This is a genomic window from Oscillibacter acetigenes (assembly GCF_025567605.1).
Lineage (GTDB): Bacteria > Bacillota > Clostridia > Oscillospirales > Oscillospiraceae > Oscillibacter > Oscillibacter welbionis.
In genome coordinates, this window is record NZ_JAOQKG010000001.1 from 516,452 (window position 1) to 543,203 (window position 26,752).

At 55.7% G+C, this 26,752-nt stretch carries 21 protein-coding genes and 1 pseudogene; 21 read left to right on the forward strand and 1 reads right to left on the reverse strand.

Annotated features, from left to right (window positions below; all coding sequences use genetic code 11):
* Positions 1-241: 241 nt before the first annotated feature.
* The 4 genes from OCV80_RS02715 to OCV80_RS02730 are packed head-to-tail and all read left to right on the forward strand — an operon-like array spanning position 242 to position 2,207.
* On the forward strand, positions 242-412 hold the full coding sequence (locus OCV80_RS02715) for a hypothetical protein (RefSeq protein WP_168951823.1): 171 nt from the start codon (positions 242-244) through the stop codon (positions 410-412).
* Positions 409-1,170, forward strand: a complete 762-nt coding sequence (locus OCV80_RS02720; protein ID WP_087988641.1) for a replication initiator protein A — start codon at positions 409-411, stop codon at positions 1,168-1,170. Before OCV80_RS02715 ends, OCV80_RS02720 begins: the two co-directional genes overlap by 4 nt.
* Positions 1,167-2,000 carry an ATP-binding protein gene (locus OCV80_RS02725; RefSeq protein WP_087988642.1) on the forward strand — a complete coding sequence of 278 codons (834 nt, stop codon included), beginning with the start codon at positions 1,167-1,169 and terminating at the stop codon, positions 1,998-2,000. Before OCV80_RS02720 ends, OCV80_RS02725 begins: the two co-directional genes overlap by 4 nt.
* Before the next feature lie 12 nt (positions 2,001-2,012).
* On the forward strand, positions 2,013-2,207 hold the full coding sequence (locus tag OCV80_RS02730; RefSeq protein ID WP_087988643.1) for a transposon-encoded TnpW family protein: 195 nt from the start codon (positions 2,013-2,015) through the stop codon (positions 2,205-2,207).
* A 90-nt stretch (positions 2,208-2,297) separates the two neighbouring features.
* On the opposite strand, the gene OCV80_RS02735 is transcribed toward OCV80_RS02730, so the two are convergent.
* Positions 2,298-2,666: a DUF4180 domain-containing protein gene (locus tag OCV80_RS02735; protein WP_087988644.1), complete on the reverse strand. Its 369-nt coding sequence runs from the start codon at positions 2,664-2,666 to the stop codon at positions 2,298-2,300.
* Between the two features lie 252 nt (positions 2,667-2,918).
* Here OCV80_RS02735 and OCV80_RS02740 point away from each other — a divergent pair, with 252 nt between their 5' ends.
* The 17 genes and pseudogenes from OCV80_RS02740 (at position 2,919) to OCV80_RS02825 (ending at position 26,749) form a co-directional block, all read left to right on the forward strand.
* On the forward strand, positions 2,919-4,535 hold the full coding sequence (locus tag OCV80_RS02740) for a recombinase family protein (RefSeq protein ID WP_118101863.1): 1,617 nt from the start codon (positions 2,919-2,921) through the stop codon (positions 4,533-4,535).
* A gap of 87 nt (positions 4,536-4,622) precedes the next feature.
* Positions 4,623-4,718: pseudogene (locus OCV80_RS16510) on the forward strand (Maff2 family mobile element protein); the annotation flags it as partial.
* 79 nt (positions 4,719-4,797) lie between these two features.
* On the forward strand, positions 4,798-5,667 hold the full coding sequence (locus OCV80_RS02750) for a VirB6/TrbL-like conjugal transfer protein, CD1112 family (protein ID WP_021633196.1): 870 nt from the start codon (positions 4,798-4,800) through the stop codon (positions 5,665-5,667).
* 13 nt (positions 5,668-5,680) lie between these two features.
* Positions 5,681-6,121: an XF1762 family protein gene (locus tag OCV80_RS02755; RefSeq protein ID WP_136890941.1), complete on the forward strand. Its 441-nt coding sequence runs from the start codon at positions 5,681-5,683 to the stop codon at positions 6,119-6,121.
* A 12-nt stretch (positions 6,122-6,133) separates the two neighbouring features.
* Entirely contained in the window at positions 6,134-6,565 is a 432-nt protein-coding gene (locus tag OCV80_RS02760) for a PrgI family protein (protein ID WP_007883202.1), read from the forward strand.
* Positions 6,486-8,891: a VirB4-like conjugal transfer ATPase, CD1110 family gene (locus tag OCV80_RS02765; protein WP_181446424.1), complete on the forward strand. Its 2,406-nt coding sequence runs from the start codon at positions 6,486-6,488 to the stop codon at positions 8,889-8,891. The genes OCV80_RS02760 and OCV80_RS02765 overlap by 80 nt, the downstream gene beginning before the upstream one ends.
* Complete coding sequence (locus OCV80_RS02770; RefSeq protein WP_136890939.1) at positions 8,888-10,597, forward strand: C40 family peptidase; 1,710 nt, start codon at positions 8,888-8,890, stop codon at positions 10,595-10,597. The genes OCV80_RS02765 and OCV80_RS02770 overlap by 4 nt, the downstream gene beginning before the upstream one ends.
* 15 nt (positions 10,598-10,612) lie before the next feature.
* Positions 10,613-10,852: a DUF4315 family protein gene (locus tag OCV80_RS02775; protein WP_007883194.1), complete on the forward strand. Its 240-nt coding sequence runs from the start codon at positions 10,613-10,615 to the stop codon at positions 10,850-10,852.
* Entirely contained in the window at positions 10,845-11,879 is a 1,035-nt protein-coding gene (locus OCV80_RS02780; protein WP_136890938.1) for a CD1107 family mobile element protein, read from the forward strand. The genes OCV80_RS02775 and OCV80_RS02780 overlap by 8 nt, the downstream gene beginning before the upstream one ends.
* Entirely contained in the window at positions 11,876-12,064 is a 189-nt protein-coding gene (locus OCV80_RS02785; protein WP_118683642.1) for a hypothetical protein, read from the forward strand. The genes OCV80_RS02780 and OCV80_RS02785 overlap by 4 nt, the downstream gene beginning before the upstream one ends.
* Entirely contained in the window at positions 12,052-14,094 is a 2,043-nt protein-coding gene (locus OCV80_RS02790) for a DNA topoisomerase 3 (RefSeq protein WP_136890937.1), read from the forward strand. The genes OCV80_RS02785 and OCV80_RS02790 overlap by 13 nt, the downstream gene beginning before the upstream one ends.
* Positions 14,095-14,104: 10 nt before the next feature.
* Positions 14,105-14,452, forward strand: coding sequence for a cysteine-rich VLP domain-containing protein (locus OCV80_RS02795; RefSeq protein ID WP_429835591.1), 348 nt, complete (start codon positions 14,105-14,107; stop codon positions 14,450-14,452).
* Between the two features lie 167 nt (positions 14,453-14,619).
* The gene (locus OCV80_RS02800; protein ID WP_136890936.1) at positions 14,620-16,803 is read left to right on the forward strand and encodes a YodL domain-containing protein; all 2,184 of its coding nucleotides are present in this window, start codon (positions 14,620-14,622) and stop codon (positions 16,801-16,803) included.
* A gap of 1 nt (position 16,804) precedes the next feature.
* The gene (locus OCV80_RS02805) at positions 16,805-17,035 is read left to right on the forward strand and encodes a transposon-transfer assisting family protein (RefSeq protein ID WP_055270739.1); all 231 of its coding nucleotides are present in this window, start codon (positions 16,805-16,807) and stop codon (positions 17,033-17,035) included.
* Positions 17,036-17,799: 764 nt separating this feature from the next.
* Positions 17,800-18,153 carry a TnpV protein gene (locus OCV80_RS02810; protein ID WP_021633207.1) on the forward strand — a complete coding sequence of 118 codons (354 nt, stop codon included), beginning with the start codon at positions 17,800-17,802 and terminating at the stop codon, positions 18,151-18,153.
* Positions 18,154-19,223: 1,070 nt separating this feature from the next.
* Entirely contained in the window at positions 19,224-26,252 is a 7,029-nt protein-coding gene (locus OCV80_RS16515; protein ID WP_449588084.1) for a MutS N-terminal domain-containing protein, read from the forward strand.
* Positions 26,252-26,749 carry a DUF3849 domain-containing protein gene (locus OCV80_RS02825; protein WP_136890935.1) on the forward strand — a complete coding sequence of 166 codons (498 nt, stop codon included), beginning with the start codon at positions 26,252-26,254 and terminating at the stop codon, positions 26,747-26,749. The genes OCV80_RS16515 and OCV80_RS02825 overlap by 1 nt, the downstream gene beginning before the upstream one ends.
* The last annotated feature ends 3 nt before the right edge of the window (positions 26,750-26,752 follow it).

The window sequence follows — 26,752 nt, forward strand, 5'->3', positions numbered from 1 at the left end:
TACCCGGAAAGGGGGTTCCATTTTGGACACCCCTTTGCTATGGGAAATTGACCACTGAACTCCACCCCGAAATGATACCGAAACCGCACAAAAGCGTTCCCTATATCTGACCCTATCCGCAATACCACCTGCCTTTTTCAAGGGGCATACAGAGAGGAAAATCCCCGAAAATGACACCGAAATCATACACCAAACGCCGCCTATCCGGTTACATCGATAGAAACGGCAGAAAGGAGCCGCCATGCCGAGAATGAGCAAGAAGCGCAAGGAAGAATGGGCGTTCTTCCTCAATGAGCGCAACCGTATCACCTACAATCCTCTTTGCCGCAAGTGCCGCCGCACCTGCAAGCAGAGTTTCCGGGCTATGATCATCGAGTGCCCGCCGTTTCGCTCCAAGCGGGCGAAGCCATGAAGCCGGACAACACGCAGGAAACCATTTATGTAGGGCTGGACACAGGCTTGCCGCCCTACCTGCCATATCCCCGGTTCCTGCTGAAAATGGACATTTCCCAGACCGCCAAGCTGCTCTATGCGCTGCTGTTAGACCGCACCACCCTGTCACAGCGGAACGGCTGGCAGGACGATCAGGGCAGGACATTCATTGTCTATCCCATAGCGGAGATTGCCGAAATGCTGGATAAGGGGCAGACCGCCATCAAAGCCGCCTTGAACGAACTGGACGCAGCCGGACTTCTGGAACGGAAACGGGCGGGATTTTCCGCAGCCAACCGCCTGTATGTGAAGCTGCCGCCATTAGTTCGGATTTCCGACCCTATGACAGTCGGAAAAGCGACCCTCATAAGTGCGGAAAACCGACCTACTGATGGTCGGAAAAGCGACCTTATGACGGTCGGAAAACCGACCCCTAACAACCTTACTATAAACAACCTGATAGAAAACCAAACAATGGGAGTGAGTGGAGAGCCGCACAAACCGTTTGGCAGATATGAGAATGTTTTTCTGACCGAAGCCGAGTATGCAGAACTGAAAGCCGAGTTCCCGGACAGACTGGAACGGCTCATTGAGGAAATGAGCCGCTACCTTGCCGCCAACGGGAGAACCTACCAGAACTATGCCGCCGCCCTGCGGATATGGGCAGAGAATGACAAAAAGGACGCCCCGAAACAGGGTGTCCCGGACTACACCTGCAAGGAGGGAGAAAGTTTATGAACAAAATCGAGAATATCAATCTGCTGCCGGATACCGAGCCGGACAGCGGCGACTACACAGGCGAGGACGGTTTGCTGTACTGCGGAAAATGCCGCAAGCCCAAAGAAGCCTATTTCCCAGAGGGCAAGACGCTTTTCGGGCTTGACCGCCACCCGGCAGAGTGCGACTGCCAGAGGGCGCAGCGGATTGAGCGTGAAGCCGCCGAACAGCAGCGCAGACACCTTGACACCGTAGAGGACTTGAAACGCCGGGGATTTTCCGATACCGCCATGCGGGACTGGACTTTTGAAAACGACAACGGCAGGAACCCCCAGACCGCCGTTGCCCGGTTCTATGCGGAGCATTGGGACACCATGCAGGCCGAGAACATCGGTTATCTCTTTTGGGGCGGTGTGGGAACCGGCAAAAGCTACCTTGCGGGCTGTATCGCAAACGCCCTGATGGAGCAGAAAATCCCTGTCCGCATGACGAACTTTGCCGCTATCCTCAATGACCTTGCCGCCAGCTTCGAGGGCAGGAACGAATACATTTCCCGGCTTTGCCGCTATCCGCTGCTTATCCTTGATGATTTTGGCATGGAGCGTGACACCGCCTACGGGCTGGAACAGGTTTACAGCGTGATAGACAGCCGATACCGCAGCCGCAGGCCGCTGATCGTCACCACCAACCTGACCTTGCAGCAAATCCAGAACCCAACCGACACCGCCTATGCCCGTATCTATGACCGGCTGCTGGAAATGTGCGCCCCTGTCCGTTTTACGGGCGGCAACTTCCGCAGGGAAACCGCACAAGCCAAGCTGGAACGGCTGAAAAATCTGATGAATGAGTGAAAGGAGTAGCCTATGGCAGATTACGAACAGACCACAAAAACCAATCCCCGCCGCCCCGACTGCGTGACGAAAATCCGCATGGGCAACTCTGTCCTTGTGGTGTCCGGCTATTTCAAGCAGGACAGCACCGAAACTGCCATCGACAAAATGGAAAAAGTGCTGCAAGCCGAAGCCGCTGCTACACAGAAGCCGACTTATCCGGCATGAGCCGGGGGCATGGAAAAAGCGGCCATGCTTTGACATGGCCGCTTTCGCGTTGGGTTAATACACAACTATCCGATATGGGGATTTTATCCACTAAATGCTTTGACTTATTTTTTGAATTGCTTCTTCCTTTGTTGCAACAAAGAACACATCTTTCCCTTTATTGCTTTCAAAGATAAAGTCTTTCAGCGGCTTGCTGGTGTAATGTGAAAAATCCCCGTATATAGCGATTTTTCCACCGTAATTGATAAACTTTTGAAGAATTTCTCCCGCCAAGCCGCTGCTCAAAATGAAGAAATCTTCAATGATGTTCTTTTTATCCACGACAATATACTTTGTGCCTGCTTCGTATTTGGCAGACATAAGCAAATCAAGCGCAGAATCGACATCAGTAATAATCATGCTGTCACTTGATACGGCAACCGCAATTCCGTTGCCACAATCAATTTTTTCAAACTTCATGCCTGTACCTCCTTCAATGAATTGCAGACAAAATCCCGCATTATCGTCGCTGGTAACGCTTTTCGTATTATAGCATGAAGTAAAGGGATTTTCAATTACCGTTTTTCATGATAATCCCTATGAAAAGAACGCTCTTTTTTATAAACTATAAAGAAGCAGATTTTACACTTTTGCCGCTATACAGACAGCCGCCCCATGTGGTATGATAAAAATACGGAATAGTGGGGCTGGCTGTCGGAAACGGAGGATTTTATGTTAAGACAAGCCACCCAAAACCTGATTACCGCCCTTTATCCGAGATTATCCAAAGACGATGAACTGCAAGGAGAGAGCAATTCCATATCGAACCAAAAAAGGATACTCGAAGCCTACGCAAAACAGAACGGCTTTACCAATCTGCGCTGGTACACCGACGACGGTTATTCCGGGGCAAATTTCCAAAGACCGGGCTTTCAGTCTATGCTTGCAGACATTGAAGCCGGAAAAGTGGGAACCGTTATCGTCAAGGATATGTCAAGGCTGGGGCGAAACTACCTGCAAGTGGGGTTTTACACGGAAATGCTGTTCCCTCAAAAGGGTGTGCGTTTTATCGCTGTCAACGATAATGTGGACAGCGCAAACGGCGGCATGGACAACGATTTTACCCCGCTGCGAAATCTGTTCAACGAATGGCTGGTGAGAGATACGAGCAAGAAAATCAAGGCAGTAAAAAGGTCAAAAGGCATGAGCGGCAAGCCCGTTACCAGCAAGCCGGTTTACGGCTATGTGATGGACGAGGACGAAAACTTCATCATAGACGAGGAAGCCGCCCCGGTGGTACAGCAGATTTACCAGCTTTGCCTTGCCGGGAACGGCCCGACCAAGATTGCCCGTATGCTGACGGAGCAGCAAATCCCCACGCCGGGGACGCTGGAATATCAGCGGACAGGCAGCACCCGCCGTTACCACCCCGGCTATGAGTGCAAGTGGGCGACAAACACCGTCGTGCATATCCTTGAAAATCGGGAGTACACCGGCTGTCTGGTAAACTTCAAGACGGAAAAGCCCTCTTACAAGGTCAAGCACAGCGTAGAGAACCCCATTGAGAAGCAGGCCATTTTTGAGAACCACCATGAGCCGCTGATCGACATGGAAACATGGGAGCGTGTGCAGGAGTTACGCAAGCAGCGCAAACGCCCGAACCGCTATGATGAAGTGGGGCTGTTCTCTGGGATTTTATTCTGCGCCGACTGCGGCCATGTGCTGTATCAGCAGCGGTATCAGAACAAAGACCGCAAGCAGGACTGTTACATCTGCGGCAGCTACAAGAAGCGCACCCGCGACTGTACGGCGCACTTTATCCGCACCGACCTGTTGACCGCCGGTGTCCTGGCAAATCTTCGGCAAGTGACCGAATACGCAGCCAAGCATGAGAGCCGGTTTGTGAAACTGCTTGTCCAGCAGAACGAGATCGGCGGCAAGCGAAAGACCGCCGCAGCCACCAAGCAGCTTGAACAGGCACAGGAACGCATTGCCGAAGTGAGCCGGATTATCAAGCGGCTGTATGAGGACAATGTAAACGGCAAAATCAGCGACGAGCGTTTCATGGAACTGTCGGCTGATTATGAAGCCGAGCAAGCTGAACTGAAAAAGAGAGCCGCAGCCCTGCAAGCTGAACTGGACAAGTCGCAGGCCGCCACCGTCAACGCCGAGAAATTCATGGGCATTGTCCGCAAGCACCTTGCCTTTGAAGAACTGACCCCCACCCTGTTGCGGGAAATGGTAGAGAAAATCGTGGTGCATGAGTGCAGTTACGACGAGAACGGCACCCGCAGGCAGGACATTGAGATTTATTACAGCTTTGTCGGCAAGATTGACTTGCCCGAATAACCGCCCGACCTATCCGACACAATGGCCAAGTGCCGGATAGGAACGGCAAAATTTTTTACACTTCTAATGCTTCTTTATCACACATTAGCAAAATCTCAGGGCATGAAGCAGCTTATGGCGGGCGGCGGCGTGGCGCTAATCGGCATTACCCTCGTGCCGCTGCTGTCCGGTCTGTTCGGCTAATCGGCAGCTCGTTTGCTTCCCATAAATCCACGGAGGGTGCCGCTTTCTGGCGGCATCCTCCCGAAAGGAGGGCAACCCTATGGATTTCTTATGGGATAAGATCACGGAATGGCTGAAAGAAATGCTCATCGGCGGTATCGTGAGCAATCTGTCCGGGATGTTCGATGCAACCAATCAAAAGGTTGCCGAGATCTCCGGTCAGGTGGGCTTATCGCCGCAGGCATGGAACGGCAGCATTTTCAGCATGATACAAAACCTGTCGGAAACCGTGATCGTCCCCATCGCAGGCGCAATTCTCGCCTTTGTGATGACGCTGGAACTGATCCAGCTCATTACCGACAAAAATAACCTCAACGACATGGACACATGGATATTCTTCAAGTGGGCGTTCAAGTCCGCTGCCGCTGTCCTGATTGTAACAAACACATGGACGATTGTGATGGGCGTGTTCGATGCCGCCCAAAGCGTCGTTGCCAGCGCCTCCGGGCTGATTATCGGCGACACCAGCATCAACATTTCAAGCGTCATGGTGGGCATTGAGGATCGGCTGATGGAAATGGAGCTGGGGCCACTGTTCGGCCTGTGGTTCCAGTCACTGTTCGTTGGCATTACCATGTGGGCGCTGACCATCTGCATTTTCATTATCACATTCGGAAGAATGATTGAAATATATCTCGTCACCTCTGTTGCCCCCATCCCAATGGCGACCATGATGGGCAAGGAATGGGGCGGCATGGGGCAGAATTACATCCGTTCCCTGCTGGCGCTGGGCTTCCAAGCGTTTTTGATTATCGTCTGCGTTGCCATTTACGCGGTTCTGGTGCAGAATATCGCGCTTGTGGATGACATCATCTACGCCATCTGGACTTGCATGGGCTACACGGTGCTGCTGTGCTTCTGCCTGTTCAAAACGAGCAGCCTTGCCAAGTCCGTGTTCAATGCACATTAACGGGGGTGATACCATGCTGACACTCACGCCCGTCGCGCTTGCAACAGCGAACGCATTTGTCAATGCGCATCACCGGCACCATAAGGCAACTGCTGGACATAAGTTTTCCATCGGCTGTGCCAAGGATGGAGAGCTTGTCGGTGTTGCAATCGTAGGCCGTCCTGTGAGCCGGTATCTGGATGATGGCTGGACATTGGAGGTCAATCGTCTTTGCACCACCGGTGAGAAGAACGCTTGTAGCATCCTTTATGCCGCATCCGCGCGGGCGGCAAAGGCAATGGGATACCGCAAGATCATCACCTATACGCTGGATAGCGAGAGCGGCAGCAGTCTCCGCGCCGCTGGTTGGAGCTGCGCAGGCTTGGCAGGCGGCAAATGCTGGACAGGCAGCCGTAAGCCCGCCTCCGCTTTGTACCCGGCGCAGATGAAACTTCGATATGAAAAGCTCTTGTAAAGGGGGATTTCTATGGCCTATGTCAACGTCCCAAAGGACTTAACCAAAGTTAAGACCAAGGTATTATTCAACCTCACGAAACGACAGCTCATCTGCTTCGGAAGCGGCGCGCTCATCGGCGTACCGCTTTTCTTCTTGCTCAAGGGCAGCATCGGCACCAGCCCCGCCGCCATGGTGATGATGGTGGTGATGATCCCGGCTATGCTGTTCGCCATGTATGAAAAGAACGGTCAGCCGTTGGAGGTCGTCATCCGCAACATCTACCGCGTGTGTTTCCAGAGGCCGAAGCAGCGCCCGTATAAGACCAACAATTTCTATGCCGTTTTGGAGCGGCAAAACCAGTTAGACCGGGAGGTGTATCAAATTGTCCGAAAAGAAAAAGCTGACCCGCGCCGAACGAAAACAGATCGAAGCCGCCATCGCAAGAGCGAACCGAACGGATAAGAAAGAAAAATCGGCGCAGGACAGCATCCCGTATCAGCGTATGTGGCCGGACGGTATTTGCCGTGTGACCGACACGCGCTACACCAAAACGATCCAGTATCAGGACATCAACTACCAGCTCTCGCAGAACGAGGACAAGACCGCCATCTTTGAGGCGTGGTGCGATTTCCTGAACTACTTTGACAGCTCCGTGCAATTCCAGCTTTCCTTTGTGAACCTCTCGGCTTCGCAGGAAACCTTTGCACGGAGCATTTCCATTCCGCCCTGCGGGGACGAGTTTGACGGCATCCGCACCGAGTACGCCGGTATGCTGCAAAATCAGCTTGCCCGCGGCAACAACGGCCTCATTAAGACCAAGTATCTCACGTTCGGCGTTGAGGCCGACAACCTCCGCGCTGCCAAGCCCCGTTTGGAGCGCATCGAAACCGACCTCCTGAACAACTTCAAGCGGCTGGGCGTTGTGGCTGCGCCGCTGAACGGCTTTGAGCGCCTGCACGTCATGCACGACATTCTGCGGATGGACGAGCAGGAACCGTTCCGCTTTTCGTGGGACTGGCTGGCTCCCTCTGGGCTGTCCACTAAGGACTTTATCGCGCCCAGCTCCTTTGAGTTCAAGACCGGCAGGCAGTTTCGTATGGGCAAAAAGCTGGGCGCGGTCAGCTTCGTGCAGATTCTGGCACCGGAGCTGAACGACCGGATGCTGGCGGATTTTCTGGATATGGAGAGCAGCGTCCTCGTCAATCTCCATGTGCAGTCTGTGGATCAGGTCAACGCCATCAAGACCGTCAAGCGCAAGATCACCGATCTCGACAAATCCAAAATCGAAGAACAGAAAAAAGCCGTCCGCGCCGGGTACGACATGGACATCATTCCAAGCGACCTTGCTACCTACGGCGCAGAGGCCAAAAAGCTGTTGCAGGATTTGCAGTCCCGCAACGAGCGAATGTTCCTGCTGACCTTCCTCATTCTCAACACAGCGGACACGCCCCGGCAGCTCGACAACAACATCTTCCAGACCTCCAGCATCGCGCAGAAATATAACTGCGCGCTGACCCGGCTGGACTTCCAGCAGGAGGAAGGACTGATGAGCAGTCTCCCGCTGGGGCTGAATCAGATCGAGATTCAGCGGGGCTTGACCACCTCCAGCGTAGCGATCTTCGTCCCCTTCACCACGCAGGAGCTGTTCCAGAACGGTTCGGAGGCGCTGTACTACGGCATCAACGCCCTTTCCAACAACCTCATCATGGTAGACCGGAAGCTGCTGAAAAATCCCAACGGTCTGATTTTAGGCACTCCCGGCAGCGGCAAGTCGTTTTCGGCAAAACGTGAGATCACCAATGCGTTTCTCATCTGCCCCAAGGATGACATCATCATCTGTGACCCGGAGGGCGAATATACGCCGCTGGTGGAGCGTCTGCACGGTCAGGTCATTAAGCTGTCGCCCACCGGCAAGGGCTACGACGGTTCGCCCTGCTACATCAATCCGATGGACTTGAATCTGGATTACAGCGACGATGATAACCCGCTGAGCCTGAAATCCGACTTCATTCTGTCGCTGTGCGAGTTGATCGTCGGAGGCAAGGATGGGCTTGCCCCTGTGGAAAAGACCATCATCGACCGCTGCGTTCGCATCGTCTACCGGGACTACCTCAATGACCCGAAGCCGGAGAATATGCCGCTGCTGGAGGACTTGTATAACGCCCTCCGTGCGCAGGATGAAAAAGAAGCGCAGTACATCGCCACTGCTTTGGAAATCTACGTCACCGGCTCGCTGAATGTGTTCAACCATCACACGAACGTGGATGTGAATAGCCGCATCGTCTGCTACGACATCAAGGAACTGGGCAAGCAGCTCAAAAAAATCGGGATGCTGGTGGTGCAGGATCAGGTGTGGAACCGTGTGACCATCAACCGCGCCGCCCATAAAACGACCCGCTACTATCTTGACGAGTTCCATCTTCTCTTGAAGGAGGAACAGACGGCCTCGTACAGTGTCGAGATTTGGAAGCGCTATCGCAAATGGGGCGGCATCCCCACCGGGATCACGCAAAATGTCAAAGACCTGTTATCCAGCCGCGAGGTTGAGAACATTTTTGAGAACAGCGATTTCATCTATATGCTCAATCAGGCCGCTGGCGACCGGCAGATTCTCGCAAAGCAGCTCAACATTTCGCCGCATCAGCTTTCTTATGTGACCCACTCCGGCGAGGGCGAGGGGCTGCTGTTCTACGGCAACACGATCCTGCCCTTCATTGACCACTTCCCGAAGGACACCGAGCTGTACCGCGTCATGACCACCAAACCGCAAGAGGTGGCGTCGGCATGAAAAGAGAACCGCGTTTGCAGTTTTCCGACGCCGATCTTGCCGAGCCGAAGCTGGAAAAGCCCATCAAGCGGGTGAAAAAAGCGGAGGCCAAGGCGGATAAGGCGCAGGCGAAAATCCCCAAGAAAACCGTGGTCAAAAGGGAACGCGGCTTTGATCCGGCCACCGGCAAGGTCAAAACGCAGCTCCGTTTTGAGGAAGTGGATAAGAAAAAGCCGCCCTCAAAGCTGACCCATGCCGTGCGGGATGCCCCCGCCAACTTTGTTCTCTCTCAGGTTCACCGGGAGGTGCGGCAGAGCGAGGATGACAATGTAGGCGTAGAGGCCGCGCACAAGGTAGAGCAAGCCGTGGAGAGCGGCGGGCGGCTGGTGCAGTCTGCCCACCGCGCCCATCAGCTCAAGCCTTATCGTGCTGCCATCCGTGCAGAGAAAAAGCTGGAACGAGCCAATCTTGACGCGCTCCAGAAGAAAGCAGAGATCGACAGCCCCACCAGCAATCCCGTTTCCAAGTGGCAGCAGAAGCAGGCCATCAAAAAGCAGTATGCCGCTGCCAAGCACAATCAGGCGGCGCAGACTACGGCAAAGGCGGCAGAGAATACCGCCAAGGCCGCGAAAAAAGCCGCTGAAAAGGCTGAGAAAGCGGGCAAATATGTGTGGGAACACCGGCGCGGCTTTGCCATTGCCGCCGCAATTCTGCTGATGCTGGCATTTCTGCTCAACGGCCTGTCCTCCTGCTCGGTGATAATGGATGGCGTCGGCTCCGGGATCGCGGCCAGTACCTATCCGTCGCAGGACACCGATATGCTGGGTGCGGAAGCGCAGTATTGCGAAATGGAGGCAGAGCTTCAGCGCTACCTCGACACCTACGAAAGCACCCATGACTACGATGAGTACCACTTTGATCTAGACACCATCGAGCATGACCCCTATGTACTCATTTCCATGATTACGGCGCTGCATCAAGGGGAATGGACGCTGGATGAGGTGCAGGGTACGCTCCAGATGCTCTTTGACCGCCAGTACATTTTGACCGAGGATGTGGTGGTGGAAACCCGCTACCGCACAGAAACCGACACATGGACAGACGCGGACGGCAACACCCATACGGACACCTATCAGGTGCCGTATGACTACTACATCTGCACGGTCACGCTGGAAAACTTCAATCTCTCCCATGTTCCCGTCTACATTATGAGCGAAGAACAGCTCGGAATGTACGCCACCTATATGGCCACCCTCGGCAACCGTCCCGACCTGTTCCCCGGTTCAGGCTACATCGGCAAGTATGTGGAGGGCAGCTATACCGACTACGACATTCCCCCGGAGGCGCTGGACGATGAGGTATTCGCCGCTATCATCAAGGAAGCGGAAAAGTATCTCGGCTACCCCTACGTTTGGGGCGGCAGCAGCCCCTCCACCTCGTTTGACTGTTCGGGCTTCGTCAGTTGGGTCATCAATCATTCCGGTTGGGATGTGGGCAGACTGGGCGCGCAGGGGCTTTGCAATATCTGTACGCCCGTATCCTCTGCCAACGTCAAGCCGGGCGATCTGGTGTTTTTCACCGGAACGTATGATACCCCAGGTGTCAGCCATGTGGGTATCTATGTTGGCAACAATATGATGATCCACTGTGGCGACCCGATCTCTTATGCGAACTTAAATTCAAGCTATTGGCAGTCCCATTTCTACCGCTATGGGCGCTTGCCGTAAAGGAGAGTGAACAATATGAATCCGAAAATTATGAAGCTCCGTGGAGAGCTGGAGAAGAACAAAGGCAAAATTTCCGATCTGCAAGGCCGCAACCGCGAGCTGGAAAAGCAGATTCGTGAGTTGGAGGACACCGACATCATCGGCATGGTGCGTGAGAACGGCATGACGATGGAGCAGTTTGCCGAGCTGTTCCGCCGTATGCAGGCCGCGCCTGCACCGGCCACTTCGGAAAAGGAGGCGTTGAACCATGACTAAGAACACACCGCGCATTTTTATCAGTCTGCTGCTGATGCTCCTGTGTATCGGGATTCTCCCCGTTTCTGCCTTTGCCAGCGGCGGTGATTATCCTGATGATGCGCTGCCCACCGCCGAAAGCAGCGCCGCAGACACACAGGAAACAAAACAGATCGGCACGGTCACGACCAACGGCGGCAACCTGAACGTCCGCACCGGCGCGGGACTGGACAACACCGCGTTTACGCAGCTCCCCAACGGCACGGTGGTCGATGTGATTGGCAGGGACGGCGATTGGGTAAAAATCCTGCTGCCCGCCCGTGTGGGCTATGTGTACGGCAGCTATCTGACCGTCACCGACGCCGCCGACAGTACCGTGAGTATCGGCGGCATTACGCTTCCGTTTGATGAAAAAGAGCTGGCCGACCTCTGGCAGCTCCTTGTCGGCAGCATGACGGGCGGCAGCGACGCGCTGACACCGGACGGCAATCTGACGCTGATCGACGATATTGGCTCCAGCACCAAGGCAGGAAAACAGTTCATTACGCTGGAAAGCAAGAACGGCAATGTGTTTTACATGATTATTGACCGTGACGATGAGGGCGAAGAAACCGTCCACTTCTTAAATCAGGTGGATGAGGCTGACCTGATGGTGCTGACCGGCGAGGAAGAAACGCCCGCCACTTGCTCCTGCACCACCAAATGCGTGGCCGGTACGGTCAATACATCCTGCCCCGTCTGCGCGGTCAACATGACCGAGTGCGTGGGCAAGGAGGCAAAGCCAGAAGTCCCCGCTGAGCCGACAGAACCCGCCGCCGAGGAACCGGAGAAAAAGAGCGGCGTGGGCGGCATCCTTGTCGTTCTGCTGATCGTCGCGCTGGGCGGCGGTGCCGCGTTCTACATCTTCAAGCAGAAAAAGGCCAAGCCGCAGACCAAGGGCAGCGCCGATCTGGACGATTATGACTACGGTGAGGATGAGGACGAATACGAGTTTGAGCCGTATGAGGACGAACCGGAACAGGATACTACGGAGGATACAGACGCATGAGATATTTCACCAACAATCCGCTGGAACGCCTGATGATGCAGAAGCCGAAAGCAGCGCGGGAGGACAGCCCTCCCGCCGCTGCCAAGGAACACTTCTGCTATGGCTGTAAGCGCTTCGGGCAGAGCTGCGTTCGCCCCTGCTACCGTGACGTAAAGAGAATGGAGGCTGCACCATGCGCCTTGTGATTGCCGAAAAGCCATCCGTGGCGCAGAGCATCGCCGCCGTGCTGGGTGCAAAATCACGGTATGACGGGTATCTGGAGGGCGGCGGGTACATCGTGTCGTGGTGCTTCGGGCATCTGGCAGAGCTGGCCGACGCCGCCGTTTACAATGCCGATGATGCCAAATGGACGCTGGCGGCGCTGCCCATCATTCCTACCTCGTTCCGCTTCATCGTCCGCTCTGAAAAGCAGAAGCAGTTTGACATTCTGCGGGAGCTGATGCGCCGGGAGGATGTGGCAGAGGTGGTCAACGCCTGCGACGCTGGGCGCGAGGGTGAGCTGATCTTCCGCACGGTTTACTGCCTTGCGGGATGCTCCAAGCCGATTCTGCGGCTTTGGATTTCTTCAATGGAGGATGATGCCATCCGCAGCGGCTTCCAGCAGCTTAGGTCTGGGCGCGACTATGACGGCCTGCATCAATCTGCCCTGTGCCGCGCCAAGGCTGATTGGCTGGTTGGTATCAACGCCACGCGGTATTTCTCCCTGACGTATGGCCGCACATTGAACATCGGGCGCGTCATGTCGCCCACGCTGGCGCTGCTGGTACAGCGCGAGGCGGAGATCTCCGCATTTGTGGCAGAGCCGTTCTACACCGTCCAGCTCGATTGCGGCTTTCCCGCCACGACAGGCCGAATGAAGGACAGAAAGGATGCCGACGCCATCGCCAACGCCTGCAAGGGCAAGGCAGTAACCGTCAAAAGCGTGGAGCGCAAGGAAAAGTCTGAGAAAGCGCCCGCGCTCTACGATTTGACCTCCCTCCAGCGCGACGCCAACCGCGTTCTCGGCTACACCTCTCAGCAGACCCTCGACTATCTCCAAGCGCTCTATGAAAAGAAGCTCTGTACCTACCCGCGCACCGACAGCCGCTTCCTGACCGACGATATGGAGGGCAGCGTCCCCGGCCTTGTCGCCGCCGCTGCCGCTGTCTGCGGCATGGAGAAGCCGCCGACCATCTGCGCCAAGCAGGTATGCAGCAGTAAAAAAGTCACCGATCACCACGCCATTGTTCCCACCATCAGCGCGGAAAAGGTAGATATAGCCTCTCTGCCGCTGGGCGAACGCGAGGTGCTGAAGCTGGCGGCAAGGGGCTTGCTTCGTGCGGTGGATGAACCACATCGCTACGCAGAAACGGTCATTACGGTGGACTGTGCCGGTCAGAGCTTCACCGCCAAGGGCAAAACCGTCCTTGCACCCGGCTGGAAGCGCTATGAGCAGGAGCAGGCAGAGGCAGCGCCCGCGCTGCCGGTGGTGACGGAGCAACAGACGCTTTCCGTATCTGCCGCATCGGTCAAGACCGGAAAAACCACGCCGCCCAAGCATTTCACCGAGGATACGCTGCTGGCTGCGATGGAGAACGCGGGCAAGGAGGATATGCCAGATGATGCCGAGCGCAAGGGCATTGGCACCCCGGCGACCCGTTCCGGTATCATTGAAAAGCTGGTGTCCTCCGGTTTTGTGGAGCGCAGGAAGTCCAAGAAGATCACAAATCTGCTGCCCACCTCCACCGGCACGGCGCTTATCACCGTTCTGCCCGAACAGCTCCAGTCTCCGCAGCTCACCGCTGAATGGGAACACCGCCTGAAAGAGATCGAGCGCGGCGAAATCGCCCCGGACAGCTTCATGGATGGGATTGCCGCCATGCTACATGAGCTGGTGCAGACCTACAAACCCATCCCCGGTACGGAAGTCCTGTTCCCCTCCGGGCGTGAAGCGGTCGGCCAGTGTCCCCGCTGCGGAGCCGAGGTGACGGGATCTCCGAAGGGTTTTTTCTGTGAGAACCGCACCTGTTCCTTTGTTCTCTGGAAAAACAGCCGCTTTTTCACCGCCAAGAAAAAGGCGCTGACGAAATCTCTTGCCGCTGCGCTTTTGAAAAATGGCCGCGCCCCGCTGAAAGGCTGCTACTCGGAAAAAACCGGGAAAACCTATGATGCCGTCGTTCTTCTGGAGGATGATGGGCAGCACACGGGCTATAAGCTGGTGTTCGACAATGGCTGATGCGCCGCGTATGGATCACAAGCAGCTCCGCCGCGCCAAGAAGCTCATTCGGAAGCTCTGCTGTAATTACGATCACGGCAACTGCCTCGCGCTGGATGATGGAGAGCCTTGCGTCTGCGTACAGGGTATTTCCTACTCGCTGCTGTGCAACTGGTTCCGAAACGCGGTACTTCCCGCCGACCATGAGTTGCTGGCCGACGTGATGCGGGAAAGGCCGGGAAAGCGCTGCGCCGTCTGCGGTAAGCCGGTCTATTCTTCCTCCAATCGCACCAAATATTGCCCCGCCTGCGCCAAGCAGGAGCGTCGAAAGCAGGACGCCAAACGGAAGCGTAAACAATACTGGAACCTCCGCAAATAGAGACTGGGAAAGCCCCGTGCCGCAAGGCTTTTTCCATGCCGGATTGCAAGTGGCTGCGTCATTCTATCCGCAAGCGCAAAAACGGCCTCTATCTGCGGAGAATTGCCCCTGTGCAGGATGTGTTTTCTTCTGCGCAGGGGCGCTATTTTTTCTGAAAGGAGATCATCATGGCTGAAAAACAAACCAACAAAGACCGGATGCGGGAGATCGTTGACAGCATCGAAAATGGCATCAAGGAGCTGTTCGAGAGCGATAAATACCGGAAGTACCTTGCCACCATGAGCCGCTTTCACCGCTACTCGGTCAATAATACCATGCTCATCTATATGCAGCGCCCCGACGCAACCCATGTGGCGGGCTTCAACAAGTGGCGCGATCAGTTCGGCAGGAACGTCCTGAAAGGCGAAAAAGGTATCCGCATCATCGCTCCTACTCCCTATAAGAAAAAGGTCGAGGAAATCAAGACCGACCCCGAAACCAACGCGCCGATACTGGACGCAGACGGTAAGGCCGTCATTGAGGAAAAGGAAATCCGTATCCCTATGTTCAAGGTGGTATCCGTCTTTGACGTGTCGCAGACTGCGGGAAAGCCCTTGCCCCAGCTTGCCGCCGATCTGAGCGGCAATGTGCAGCAGTATGAGGTTTTCATGGAGGCGCTGCGCCGTGCTTCTCCCGTTCCGATGGAGATAAAGCCCGTTGCGCGGGATACGGACGGCTTTTTCAGCATTAAGGCGCAGAGCATCACCATCCGCGCCGGTATGAGTGAGGTGCAGACGGTATGCGCCGCCGTCCATGAGATTGCCCACGCCAAGCTCCACGACTATGAACACATGACGGAGCTTGCGGACGATGGTGAGACGATCCTTGTCCCCGGTGAAAAGAGCCGCAACACCGAGGAGGTCGAGGCCGAAAGCATTTCCTATGCGGTCTGCCAGTATTACGGCATTGAAACGGGAGAGAACAGCTTCGGCTATATCGCCACATGGTCAAAGGGCAAGGAGCTGAAAGAGCTTCGAGCCAGTCTGGAAACTATCAATAAGACGGCATCCGAGCTGATTACGGACATTGACCGGCACTTTGCGGAGATTTGCAAGGAGCGCGGCATAGACCGGGAGAATTTGGCCGCTGCGGAACAGCCAAGTGTGGAAGCGCCAGAGGCGGAAAAGCTCTACATGGTGGACAACGACAAATACATTCACGTTCAGCGCAGCGACACAGGCATTGATTACACCATCTATGACGCCGGTTCCGCAAAAGTGCTGGATGGCGGCGTACTCGATGGCACCGAACAGCAACTGTCCACAGCGGCGCTTGGAATTTGCAAGCTCCACAATATTGGCAATGCCGCACCGATCCGCCTTGCGCCGCTGGAGCTGTTGAAAGACTTGCAGGAGGCAAACGAGCTGCCCCTCGGTGCCGGTGAACAGATCACCGGCGCAGTCGCTGTTCCCACCGATGCGGCAGATAATATGCTCCCGGAGCTGGAACAGGCCGTCCCGATGCCTGACCCCACGCTGACGGTGGATGATATGCGCAGCTATGGGTATCTGGATAGCGATATGCTCCCGCTTTCCAAGGATCGGGCAGTGGAGCTTCTGGAACATGACATCACGGTTTATATGCTCCATCCCGGCAACACCGAGGAAATGGTCTTTGAAGCCGAGGACATCATCAAGCACGACGGAATGTTCGGCGTCACAAGACCGGATTGGGATGCGGTCAAGGGCCATATCCCACCCCGCGATGTGGAGCAGCGTTTTTTGAACAGTCCCACCGATTCTATGGCGATCTACCAACTGCGCCGGGATGCGCCGGTGGAGCTGCGTTTTGCCAACCTCGGCAGTCTGGCCGCGCCGCCTGACCCGGCCAACTATGAAGCCGTCTATACCCGTGAGGTGTACCCGGACGATGATACCGGCAGAATCCTTGAAAACTTCTACTACATTTTCAACGACGAGCGCCCCGGCGATTTTGTGGGACACAGCCTCTCCGTCAGCGACATCGTTGCGCTGAAACAGGACGGCAAGGTATCCTATCACTACTGTGACAGCACGGGATTTCAGGAGCTGCCCGCCTTTCAGAAACCGGAGAATTATCTGAAAGCCGCCGAGATGTCGATGGAGGACGATTACGGCATGATCGACGGCATTATCAACAACGGCCCCAAACAGCCCACCGTCGCCGACCTTGAAGCACAGGTCAAGGCCGGTATGTCCATCTCCTTGATGGATTTGGCAGAGGCGGCACACCGGGAAAAGAAGAAATCTGTACTGGAGCAGCTCAAAAGCCAACCGGCCCAAGAACGTCCACACAAAACAGCGCTCAAAAAGAGCGCGGAAAAGGAGCTTTGATATGAACATCACCTTTGAAGAACGCCAACTTATGAGCCTCTACAACACCGGCACCCGCACGGGCTTGATCGCGGCGCTGGAGGAAATGCGCGGCTACCTCGCTGCGGATGAAACGGAGCTGCGGGAGCTGACGGACAGCGCCATCGCAAAGCTGCGCAGGATGAGCGACGCGGAATATGACGCGCTTGACCTGTTCCCCGATTTTGAAAAGGAGGATATGGATGCCGAGTAAAGTACAGCTCTATGCGCAGATGGCAGACCGCACGGCGGAGCAGATCACGGGAAGCTACCAGAAGTGGACGGCATTTCTGACCACCGCCGCAAGGCTGTATAAGTACCCCTACAATGAACAGCTCATGATTTTCGCCCAGCGCCCGGAAGCCACGGCCTGCGCGGAATACGACCTTTGGAATAAGCAGATGCGCCGCTATGTGCGGCGAGGCAGCAAGGGCATCGCCCTTGTGGATACCAGCAGCGACCAACCCAAACTCCGATATGTATTTGATGTTTCCGACACCAGCGGCGGCGAGAACTCTCGCCGCCCTTATCTTTGGGAATACCGGCAAGAGCATCGTGAGGTGGTATCTGCGGCGCTGGAACAGCGCTTCGATGTTTCCGGTGAAAACGGACTTGCTGATCAGTTGGAGCGTGTGGCGGCGCAGCTTGTAGATGAATACTGGCACGACAATCGGCGCGATATTGTCGGCATCGTTGACGGCTCCTTTTTGGAGGACTATGATGAGTTCAACATCGGAGCCGCTTTTCGGAACGCCGCCGTTGTCAGCACCACCTATACGCTGCTGTCCCGCTGCGGGATGCAGCCGGGAGATTACTTCGAGCATGAGGATTTTCTGAACGTCTTTGATTTCAACACCCCGCAGACCGTCGCCGCCCTTGGAACGGCCATCAGCCAGTCCAGCGAGCTGGTGCTGCGGCAGATCGAAGTCACCATCAAGAATTACGAGCGCGAGAAAATCGCGGAAAGGAGCGAAAGCCATGAGCGAACTGACCTACACCCGCAGCGGGGATTATCTGATTCCCGATCTGAGCCTGACCGAGCAGCCGCAAGCCCCGCTGGGCAAGTACGGCAGGATGCGGAAGGATTACCTGAAGGAGCATCGTCCGGTGCTGTGGAACAGCCTGCTGCTGTCCGAGAAGCTGTACCCCCATCTGCGGGAGATCGACGAGGCAGCGAACAACCGACTGGAACAGATGATGCCGGAGCTGATGAAGTCAGCGGGCGTGACGGAAGCGCTGAAAGCCAGCGACCCGATGAAGTGGGTAGGGCTGATGAACACGCTGAAAGCGCAGGCCGAGGAAACGATCCTCACGGAACTGGTGTTCAGCTAAATATGTTCGATGCCCCTGCTGGGGCACAGATGTCCTTCTTCCCCTCAGAGGCAGAACAAATTCAATCCATCGCAGAAGCGGAGAGTGTAACACCCTCCGCTTTTTCTATGTTCATTTCTCAGGATGATATTGACCACATCCTGCGCACGAGCGGTAATGCGGATGCAGCGCGGATGAAAATTGCTGCGGAATTCTCCAAGCAAAAGCCTTTAGAGGATCGCGCGGTATTTCTCAAAAAGCTCTACTACGGCGGCAACGGCCTGATTACGGATAACGGCAGGTTTTCCGCATGGTACGGAGACGATGGTATCCATATTGCAACCGGAGATACCTCTCGCTATCTTCGTTCTGCCCAAGTGATAGGCTGGGCAGATGCGGCGGAGCATATTGAGGAACTTCTGGACGGCGGCGCATTTGCCACCAATCTTGAGGTCACGGAAGCCCCGCGCTATGAGCGGCTGGGTATTGCTGCGGATGTCTGGAACCTTTATCACGATTTCTCGGATGAAGCAAAGTCGCTGGGGTATCTGTCCTGCTTGGGTAATATCCATAGCACCAGCTTTCCAGAGGAAACGGAGCGTCTGACGGACGATCTGCTGAATCCGGCGTTCCGGGATAGGCTCCTGTCAGAATACAAGGTATTCATGGACGCCTACCGCGAAAACCGTGCGCTGCTGCGCTTCCATTACCACCGGCCGCAGGCACTTCTCACACGTTTAGAAGATCTGTCCCTTCCACGAAAGGAATTCCGTTCCGATATGGAGGCTATTCCAGCAACCGGCAGGTTTATCACCGAAGATGAAATTTCGGCTTCTCTTGCAAACGGAAGCAGCTTTGAGGGTGGAAAGGCCCGCATCTATGCGTTTTTCCAGACTTCGCACACCCCCAAGGAGAATGCCGATTTTCTGAAAAAGGAGTACGGCATCGGCGGGCATACCCATGCCGTATCCAGAGAAAGCGGCAGCTATGAAGATCACGGCAGCAAAGGCATCACGTTGAAAAAAGCGGGCTGTGCAGATGTTCAGATGAATTGGAACAAGGTCGCTTCGCGTATCTCTGAGCTGATTCGGATGAACCGCTATTTTACACCAGACGAACAGGCGCTTTATGATAAGGCGCAGGCACAGGATGTGGCGCGAAACACCGCCTACGACAGCTATAACGCCATCAAGGAATCCCACCCGGACAACATCGTGCTGTTTCAGGTGGGGGATTTCTTTGAAATGTATGGCGAGGACGCAAAACAGGCGGCGGAGCTGCTGGATATGAACCTGACCACCCGCAATATCCCCGGCGCTGGCCGTGTGGAAATGTGTGGCCTTCCGTCGAACAATTTAGAGATGTATGTGGAGAAATTGCGCGATAAGTACGACGTGACGATTGCCGAAGCGTCAGACTTTAGGGGTGAGCGCCACATTTACACGCTGCGCTCTATTGACCATGAAGCAGAAGCCGCCATCAATGCTTATGAAGCAGAGTTCGGCGCGGACGGCACGAGGGTGTTCCGCGACCCCGCCGCAGAGCAAGTTCAGCCCACGGTGCAGGAACGTTTGGAGCATTACAGGCCGGTGGTGATGGCAGCGGTTTCGGAGGATACGGCCTATCGCAACGCCTGCGGTCACTCTGACCGGGAAAATGCGGAAATCGAGTGTAATGCCGCTGTGCGCCGTGCCGTTCTCAATTCAAAAGATATGGAGCTTATCCGGCTATTTTCGGATGTTCCAGAATTCCGCAGCCGCTTACATCAGGAGGTTTTTGAGGGAACCTATGAGCGGCTTCACGATCTGCTGCGACCGCTCTCGCAGGACGATATAGACGATGCGCTCCGTGCATGGAACAGAAATATCGAGAGCAAACACGCCGTAGTGCGGTATATGCAGCAGCACGGACGTGAAAAAGAAACTGCTGCATGGCTTGCTCACGAGTACGGCGGCAAGGAGGGCAACAATCTCTTTATCGTCCGCGCTGGAAGCCCGGAAACCGCCGAACTGACATGGCCGAAGGTGCAGCGGCGACTGGCGCAGCTCATCCGCGAGGATAAATTCTACACCGAGGCGGAACGCGACAATTTCGATGATATTGACCCTGTTGTCATTCGGGAAACCCTCGCCGAGCGCGGCATCGTGGGCGGCAAAGTAGTTGACCCCGAAAAGCTGAACAGCGATCCATTTATCCAGCGTGTGATGCAGGATGCGGAGCGTGTTGCGGAGCAGGCGCTCATGGAACGTGCAAAGGGACTGATCTCCGACTTCTGCCGGAGTGAATACGGCTCAGAGGCGGATTTCAGCGACCCCACCAAGATTGGCGTCGCTTACACCACCGTCACCGACGATGAGATTCCCATTCAGGTGAACATTGACCTTGTGAATTACCGGCTGGAGCGCTATCTGGATGACGAGCATCTGGAAACCCGGCAGTACGGCTCTTTGCAAGAGATTATTACCAACGAGCTGGAAAACCTCGATTTCAGCGACCTCATTCATGTTTCGGATGAGGATGTGGAACAATACCGCTGGCATGAGCCAGAGGAAGCAGTTACAGACGTTCCCGAAACAGCTCCTGTCCCGCAGAGAGAACCGTTCCCGTATTCCGTAGGCGATACGGTATATTTGGAGGACGGCAAGCCGTTTATTATTGAGAGCATCGGTCTTTTTGATATTTCTCTCCGCGATCCGTCGCTTCGCTATCCCGTTTCCCGTGCGGAGAGCAGGGAGAGCTTCGCACGGCTCATGGAGCGGTATCCGCAGCCGGAACAGGCACCCGCCTACACCGAGCAGACCGTGGCGGTGTATCCCGCTGACAAAAACAACCTCCCCTATGATGTGGAGATTCGCACCCTGCGCTTTGACGAGCCGGAGCATGACCCGCCCTCTGCGGAACCCGCCAAGCCTGAACCTCCTGCTATGAACGAGGAAGAAAGGCTGATTCTGGAGCATGAAGGTCGAGCGGCACTCTCGGAAATGGGCGAGTTTGTGCCTGATTTTGATGATGCCATCTCACAGGCCGAGATCGACGAGCCTCCCGCACACCGTCCTGCGGTATCCATCCCCGTTGACGGCGAGTGGCAGGAATTTCACAGCGTTGCCGCTGCGGAGCAGGCCGCTTACGCTGACTTCAAGGCGGCAAGCCACCGCGACGCGCAGAATTTCCACATCACCGATGATGCCCTCGGCGTCGGCGGCGCAAAAGCAAAGTTTCGGGCAAATATGGCGGCGATTCGCCTCCTGCAAGAGCTGGAGTTTGAGGGCTTACAGGCCAGCCCGGAGCAGCAGGAAATCCTCTCCCGCTATGTGGGCTGGGGCGGTCTTGCGGATGCCTTCGACGAGAATAAGCCAAACTGGTCGGACGAGTTTGCAGAGCTTTACGCCACACTTTCCCCGGAGGAATACGCTGCGGCCAGAGCGTCCACGCTGAACGCCCACTACACCAGCCCCACCGTCATCAAGGCAATCTATGAAGCGGTCGGCAATATGGGCTTTCAGACCGGCAACATTCTGGAGCCGTCTATGGGCGTTGGCAACTTTTTTGGCCTGCTGCCGGAGCAGATGCAGGGCAGCAAGCTCTACGGCGTGGAGCTGGACAGCATCACCGGACGTATTGCCAAGCAGCTTTATCCCAAGGCGGACATTACCATCGCGGGCTTTGAAACAACGGACAGGAAAGACTTTTACGACCTTGCCGTGGGCAACGTCCCGTTCGGACAATATCAGGTAGATGACCGGGCTTATAACAAGCTCGGTTTTTCCATTCACGACTACTTCTTTGCCAAAACCCTCGACCAAGTGCGTCCGGGCGGCGTGATTGCGTTTGTGACCTCCCGCTACACGATGGACAAGCAATCGCCCGAAGTCCGCAGGTACATCGCGCAGCGGGCGGAGCTGCTGGGTGCCATTCGTCTGCCCAACAATGCGTTCCGCGCCAACGCCGGTACGGATGTGGTTTCGGACATTCTCTTTCTCCAAAAGCGTGACCGTCCCATTGAGATCGAACCGGATTGGGTATACCTCGGCCAGAACGAGGATGGCTTTGCCATCAACCGCTATTTTGTTGACCACCCGGAGATGATTTTAGGCAGGCAGACCTCCGAAAGCACCCAATACGGCAAGCAGGACTTCACCGTTGTCCCCATTGAGGGGCTGAAACTTGCAGATCAGCTCCATGATGCCGTGAAAAACATTCGCGGCACCTATCAGGAGGCGGAACTGCCAGAGCTGGGTGAGGGCGAACAGATCGACACGTCTATCCCCGCAGACCCCAATGTGAAAAACTACTCCTACACCGTGGTGGGCGGCGAGGTGTATTACCGGGAAAACAGCCGCATGGTCAAACCGGAGCTGAACGCCACCGCCGCCGAGCGTGTCAAGGGCATGGTCGCGCTGCGGGATTGCGTGAATGAGCTGATTGCCCTGCAAATGGACGAGTACAGCGCAGAAAGCCGGATTCAGGAAGCACAGGCCGAGCTAAACCGCCTCTATGATGCGTTCTCCGCAAAACATGGCCTAATCAATGACCGTGCGAACCGTCTTGCGTTCTCTGACGATTCCTCTTACTACCTCCTGTGTTCACTGGAAGTGCTGGACGACGACGGAAAGCTGGAGCGCAAGGCGGATATGTTCCACAAGCGCACTATCAAGCAGCAGCGCAGCGTAGATTCTGTGGATACCGCCAGTGAAGCCCTTGCTGTCTGCATCGGAGAAAAAGCCTGCGTCGATCTCGACTTTATGGCCTCCCTCATGGGCGGCAGCGAGAAAATCCCGCAGATCGTTGAGGATTTGAAGGGTGTCATTTACAAGGAACCCAACAGCGGCCCGTTTGACTTGCAGGACGGCGGCGAGCATTGGGCGAAGGGCTGGCAAACGGCGGACGAATATCTCTCCGGCAACGTCCGGCAGAAGCTCCGCACCGCGCAGCGCGTGGCAGCGCGCGACCCATTCTTCGCCGGGAATGTGGATGCCCTGATCGCCGCACAGCCGAAAGACCTTGAAGCCAGCGAGATTGAGGTGCGGCTGGGTGTGACATGGCTTGATAAGAAGTACATCGAGCAATTCATGTATGAAACCTTTGAAACGCCCCGCTATCTGCGCGGACAGATCGAGATCAGCTATGTCCCGTACACCGCAGAATGGCAGGTTTCCCGCAAGAGCATGGTGCGCTACAACGATGTGGCGGCGTTCACCACCTACGGCACAGACCGCGCCAGCGCCTACCGGCTGCTGGAGGATGCGCTGAATCTCCGCGACATTCGTATCTACGATACCATTGAGGATGCAGACGGACGGGAGCGCCGTGTCCTCAACGCCAAGGAAACCACCCTTGCCGCGCAGAAACAGCAGCTTATCCGGGATGCGTTCAAGGACTGGATTTGGAAAGACCCGGAGCGGCGCGAAACGCTGGTACGGCAATACAACGAGGAAATGAACAGCACTCGTCCCCGCGAGTATGACGGCAGCCACATCGTTTTCTCTGGGATGAACCCGGAAATCACCCTCCGGGAGCATCAGAAAAACGCCATCGCCCATGTGCTGTACGGCGGGAATACGCTGCTGGCACACGAAGTTGGCGCGGGAAAAACCTTTGAAATGGTAGCCTCTGCGATGGAATCCAAGAGATTGGGCCTGTGCCAGAAATCCATTTTTGTCGTGCCGAACCATCTGACGGAACAGTGGGCGTCTGAGTTTCTGCGGCTCTACCCTTCGGCCAACATCCTTGTCACTACCAAGAAAGACTTTGAAACCCACAACCGCAAGAAATTCTGCGCCCGTATCGCCACCGGCGACTATGACGCCGTTATCATCGGCCACAGCCAGTTTGAGCGTATCCCCATCAGTCCGGAGCGGCAGGAACAGCTCCTTCACCAGCAGATTGAGGAAATCACCGATGGTATTCAGGATACCAAGCTCGCAGGCGGCAACAGCTTTACCATCAAGAGCTTGGAGCGCACGAAAAAGGGGCTGGAGGCGCGGCTGAAAAAGCTGCAAGCCAGCGACCGCAAGGATGATGTGATTTACTTTGAACAGCTCGGCGTAGACAGGATGTTTGTGGACGAGTCGGACAATTATAAAAATCTTTTCCTCTATACGAAGATGCGCAACGTGGCAGGGCTTTCTACCACCGATGCGCAGAAATCCTCGGATATGTTCTCCAAGTGCCGCTACATGGATGAGCTGACCGGTGGGCGCGGCGTGGTGTTTGCCACCGGCACCCCGGTTTCCAACTCCATGACAGAGCTTTACACCATCCAGCGCTATTTGCAGCATGACCGGCTGCAAGAGATGGGTATGGGCCACTTTGATTGCTGGGCAAGCCGCTTTGGTGAAACCACCACCGCGCTGGAGCTTGCCCCGGAGGGCACCGGCTACCGGGCAAGGACGCGCTTTGCAAAGTTTTTCAACTTGCCCGAATTGATGAACCTGTTCAAAGAGGTCGCCGACATCAAAACGGCGGATCAGCTCCACTTGCCCACGCCGGAGGTTGCGTACCACACCATCGCCACCAAACCCACGCAGATCCAGCAGGACATGGTGAAAGCCCTCTCGGAACGAGCGTCCAAGGTACACAGCGGTGCGGTCAGCCCGGATGTGGACAATATGCTCAAAATTACCTCGGACGGACGCAAGCTGGGGCTTGACCAGCGCATCATCAATCCCATGCTCCCCGACGAGGAAACCACCAAGGTCAATCAGTGCGTGGCGAACATTCTCCAATACTGGCGTGACGGCGAGGAGGAAAAACTGACACAGCTTGTGTTTTGCGACATTTCTACGCCAAAGACCACGCCCTCACAGCGGGCGGCAAAGGCTTCCCCCGGTACGCTGGACAGCCCGGAAATCCATGCGCTGGAGAGTGCGATTTCATTGGAGGAAAGCGCGGAAACGCCGTTCACGGTCTATGAGGATGTGCGCCAAAAGCTCATTGACGCCGGTATGCCCCCGGAACAAATCGCGTTCATCCACGACGCCAATACGGAGGTCAAAAAGCGGGAGCTGTTCGCAAAAGTACGCAGCGGTCAGGTGCGCGTCCTGATGGGCAGCACGGCCAAAATGGGCGCAGGAACCAACGTGCAGGATCGTTTGGTCGCACTTCACGATTTGGATTGCCCGTGGCGTCCCCGTGATCTCACGCAGCGAAAAGGCCGCATCGAGCGTCAGGGCAATCAGAACAAGCTCGTTCATGTATGCCGCTATGTGACCGAGGGGACGTTTGATGCCTACCTCTGGCAAACGGTGGAAAATAAGCAGAAATTCATCTCTCAGATCATGACCTCAAAATCCCCGGTTCGCTCCTGTGAGGATGTGGACGCCACGGCGCTGTCCTTTGCGGAGATCAAGGCGCTCTGTGCCGGTGATCCCCGCATCAAAGAGCGTATGGATTTGGACATCGAGGTGTCCAAGCTCAAAATTATGAAGGCAGACCACAACAGCAAGCAATTCCGCTTGGAGGACAGTCTGCTGAAATACTTCCCGGAAAAGATAGAAGAACACAAGGGCTTTGTTCGTGGACTGGAGGCGGATATGCAGACCCTCGCAGCGCATCCGCTCCCGGCAGAGGGCTTTGTCGGCATGGAGATTCGCGGCGACCGGCTCACCGATAAGGAAAACGCCGGTGCCGCACTGCTGGACACCTGCAAGGAGGTCAAGGGCAAAGACCCGGTACAGATCGGCAGCTATCGCGGCTTTACCATGTCCGTTGCTTTTGATTCCATTTGGAAAACGTACACGCTGACGCTGAAAGGCCAGATGACCCATCGCGTTGAACTCGGTTCGGATGCCAGAGGCAACCTTGTCCGCATCGAGAACGCGCTGGATAAAATGCCGGAGCGTCTGCGCAGCGTTCAGGAGCAGCTTGAAAACCTCTATAACCAGCAGGCAGCGGCAAAGGCTGAGGTCGGTAAGCCATTCCCGCAGGAGCAGGAGCTGGCCGCGAAAACTGCGCGGCTGATTGAGTTGGATATGGAACTGAATCTGGACGGCAAGGGACAGCCGCAGCCTGAGCAGGCGATTGCAAAATCGACGCGGCCTTCCGTTCTGGACAGGCTGAAAGCGCCGCCCGTTCATGGCACACCGGAAAAGCCCCACAAAAAAGAAATGGAGGCACGATAATGAAAAATCTCCCCGTTTACAAACACCCGGCATCCTATGCCAGAGAGCATGACGAGCTTGCGGCCTACCGCGCTTCCAATCAAGCGAACACGGCCTGCAAGGAAGCGATTGAAACCGCCATCCGTGACCACTACCGGGATAACCGGTTGGATGCAGCGGCAGTCGATCAGGTGGTGCAGCAGTTCGGCTATGACCGCGCATTTTATATCCTCGCCATTACCGTCTGTCAAGCGGATTGGGACAGACGGTATTCACCCGACAACCGGGCATGGACAAACGCCATGTCCATCCCCGCCAATCCCGACACATGGGGTACTGACCGCAACTGCTATCTGGCCGTCAACAGCCATCCCGGTCTGGTGGATCTGTTTCTCAGCCAGACCCGCAAAGCCTACGCACAGGAGCGGCAGAAAACCTCTGTCCGGGATAAGCTGAAAAAGCCGCCTGAAACAACTTCGCCGAAAATTTCGGCGAAGTCCAAAGCCCCGGAGCGCTGAGCG

Excerpts from the sequence above, each read along its gene's own strand:
- OCV80_RS02715 (WP_168951823.1), top strand. The coding sequence starts at position 242 with ATGCCGAGAATGAGCAAGAAGCGCAAGGAAGAATGGGCGTTCTTCCTC.
- OCV80_RS02720 (WP_087988641.1), top strand. The coding sequence starts at position 409 with ATGAAGCCGGACAACACGCAGGAAACCATTTATGTAGGGCTGGACACA.
- OCV80_RS02725 (WP_087988642.1), top strand. The coding sequence starts at position 1,167 with ATGAACAAAATCGAGAATATCAATCTGCTGCCGGATACCGAGCCGGAC.
- OCV80_RS02730 (WP_087988643.1), top strand. The coding sequence starts at position 2,013 with ATGGCAGATTACGAACAGACCACAAAAACCAATCCCCGCCGCCCCGAC.
- OCV80_RS02735 (WP_087988644.1), bottom strand. The coding sequence starts at position 2,666 with ATGAAGTTTGAAAAAATTGATTGTGGCAACGGAATTGCGGTTGCCGTA.
- OCV80_RS02740 (WP_118101863.1), top strand. The coding sequence starts at position 2,919 with ATGTTAAGACAAGCCACCCAAAACCTGATTACCGCCCTTTATCCGAGA.
- OCV80_RS02750 (WP_021633196.1), top strand. The coding sequence starts at position 4,798 with ATGGATTTCTTATGGGATAAGATCACGGAATGGCTGAAAGAAATGCTC.
- OCV80_RS02755 (WP_136890941.1), top strand. The coding sequence starts at position 5,681 with ATGCTGACACTCACGCCCGTCGCGCTTGCAACAGCGAACGCATTTGTC.
- OCV80_RS02760 (WP_007883202.1), top strand. The coding sequence starts at position 6,134 with ATGGCCTATGTCAACGTCCCAAAGGACTTAACCAAAGTTAAGACCAAG.
- OCV80_RS02770 (WP_136890939.1), top strand. The coding sequence starts at position 8,888 with ATGAAAAGAGAACCGCGTTTGCAGTTTTCCGACGCCGATCTTGCCGAG.
- OCV80_RS02775 (WP_007883194.1), top strand. The coding sequence starts at position 10,613 with ATGAATCCGAAAATTATGAAGCTCCGTGGAGAGCTGGAGAAGAACAAA.
- OCV80_RS02780 (WP_136890938.1), top strand. The coding sequence starts at position 10,845 with ATGACTAAGAACACACCGCGCATTTTTATCAGTCTGCTGCTGATGCTC.
- OCV80_RS02785 (WP_118683642.1), top strand. The coding sequence starts at position 11,876 with ATGAGATATTTCACCAACAATCCGCTGGAACGCCTGATGATGCAGAAG.
- OCV80_RS02790 (WP_136890937.1), top strand. The coding sequence starts at position 12,052 with ATGCGCCTTGTGATTGCCGAAAAGCCATCCGTGGCGCAGAGCATCGCC.
- OCV80_RS02795 (WP_429835591.1), top strand. The coding sequence starts at position 14,105 with ATGGATCACAAGCAGCTCCGCCGCGCCAAGAAGCTCATTCGGAAGCTC.
- OCV80_RS02800 (WP_136890936.1), top strand. The coding sequence starts at position 14,620 with ATGGCTGAAAAACAAACCAACAAAGACCGGATGCGGGAGATCGTTGAC.
- OCV80_RS02805 (WP_055270739.1), top strand. The coding sequence starts at position 16,805 with ATGAACATCACCTTTGAAGAACGCCAACTTATGAGCCTCTACAACACC.
- OCV80_RS02810 (WP_021633207.1), top strand. The coding sequence starts at position 17,800 with ATGAGCGAACTGACCTACACCCGCAGCGGGGATTATCTGATTCCCGAT.
- OCV80_RS16515 (WP_449588084.1), top strand. The coding sequence starts at position 19,224 with ATGAACCGCTATTTTACACCAGACGAACAGGCGCTTTATGATAAGGCG.
- OCV80_RS02825 (WP_136890935.1), top strand. The coding sequence starts at position 26,252 with ATGAAAAATCTCCCCGTTTACAAACACCCGGCATCCTATGCCAGAGAG.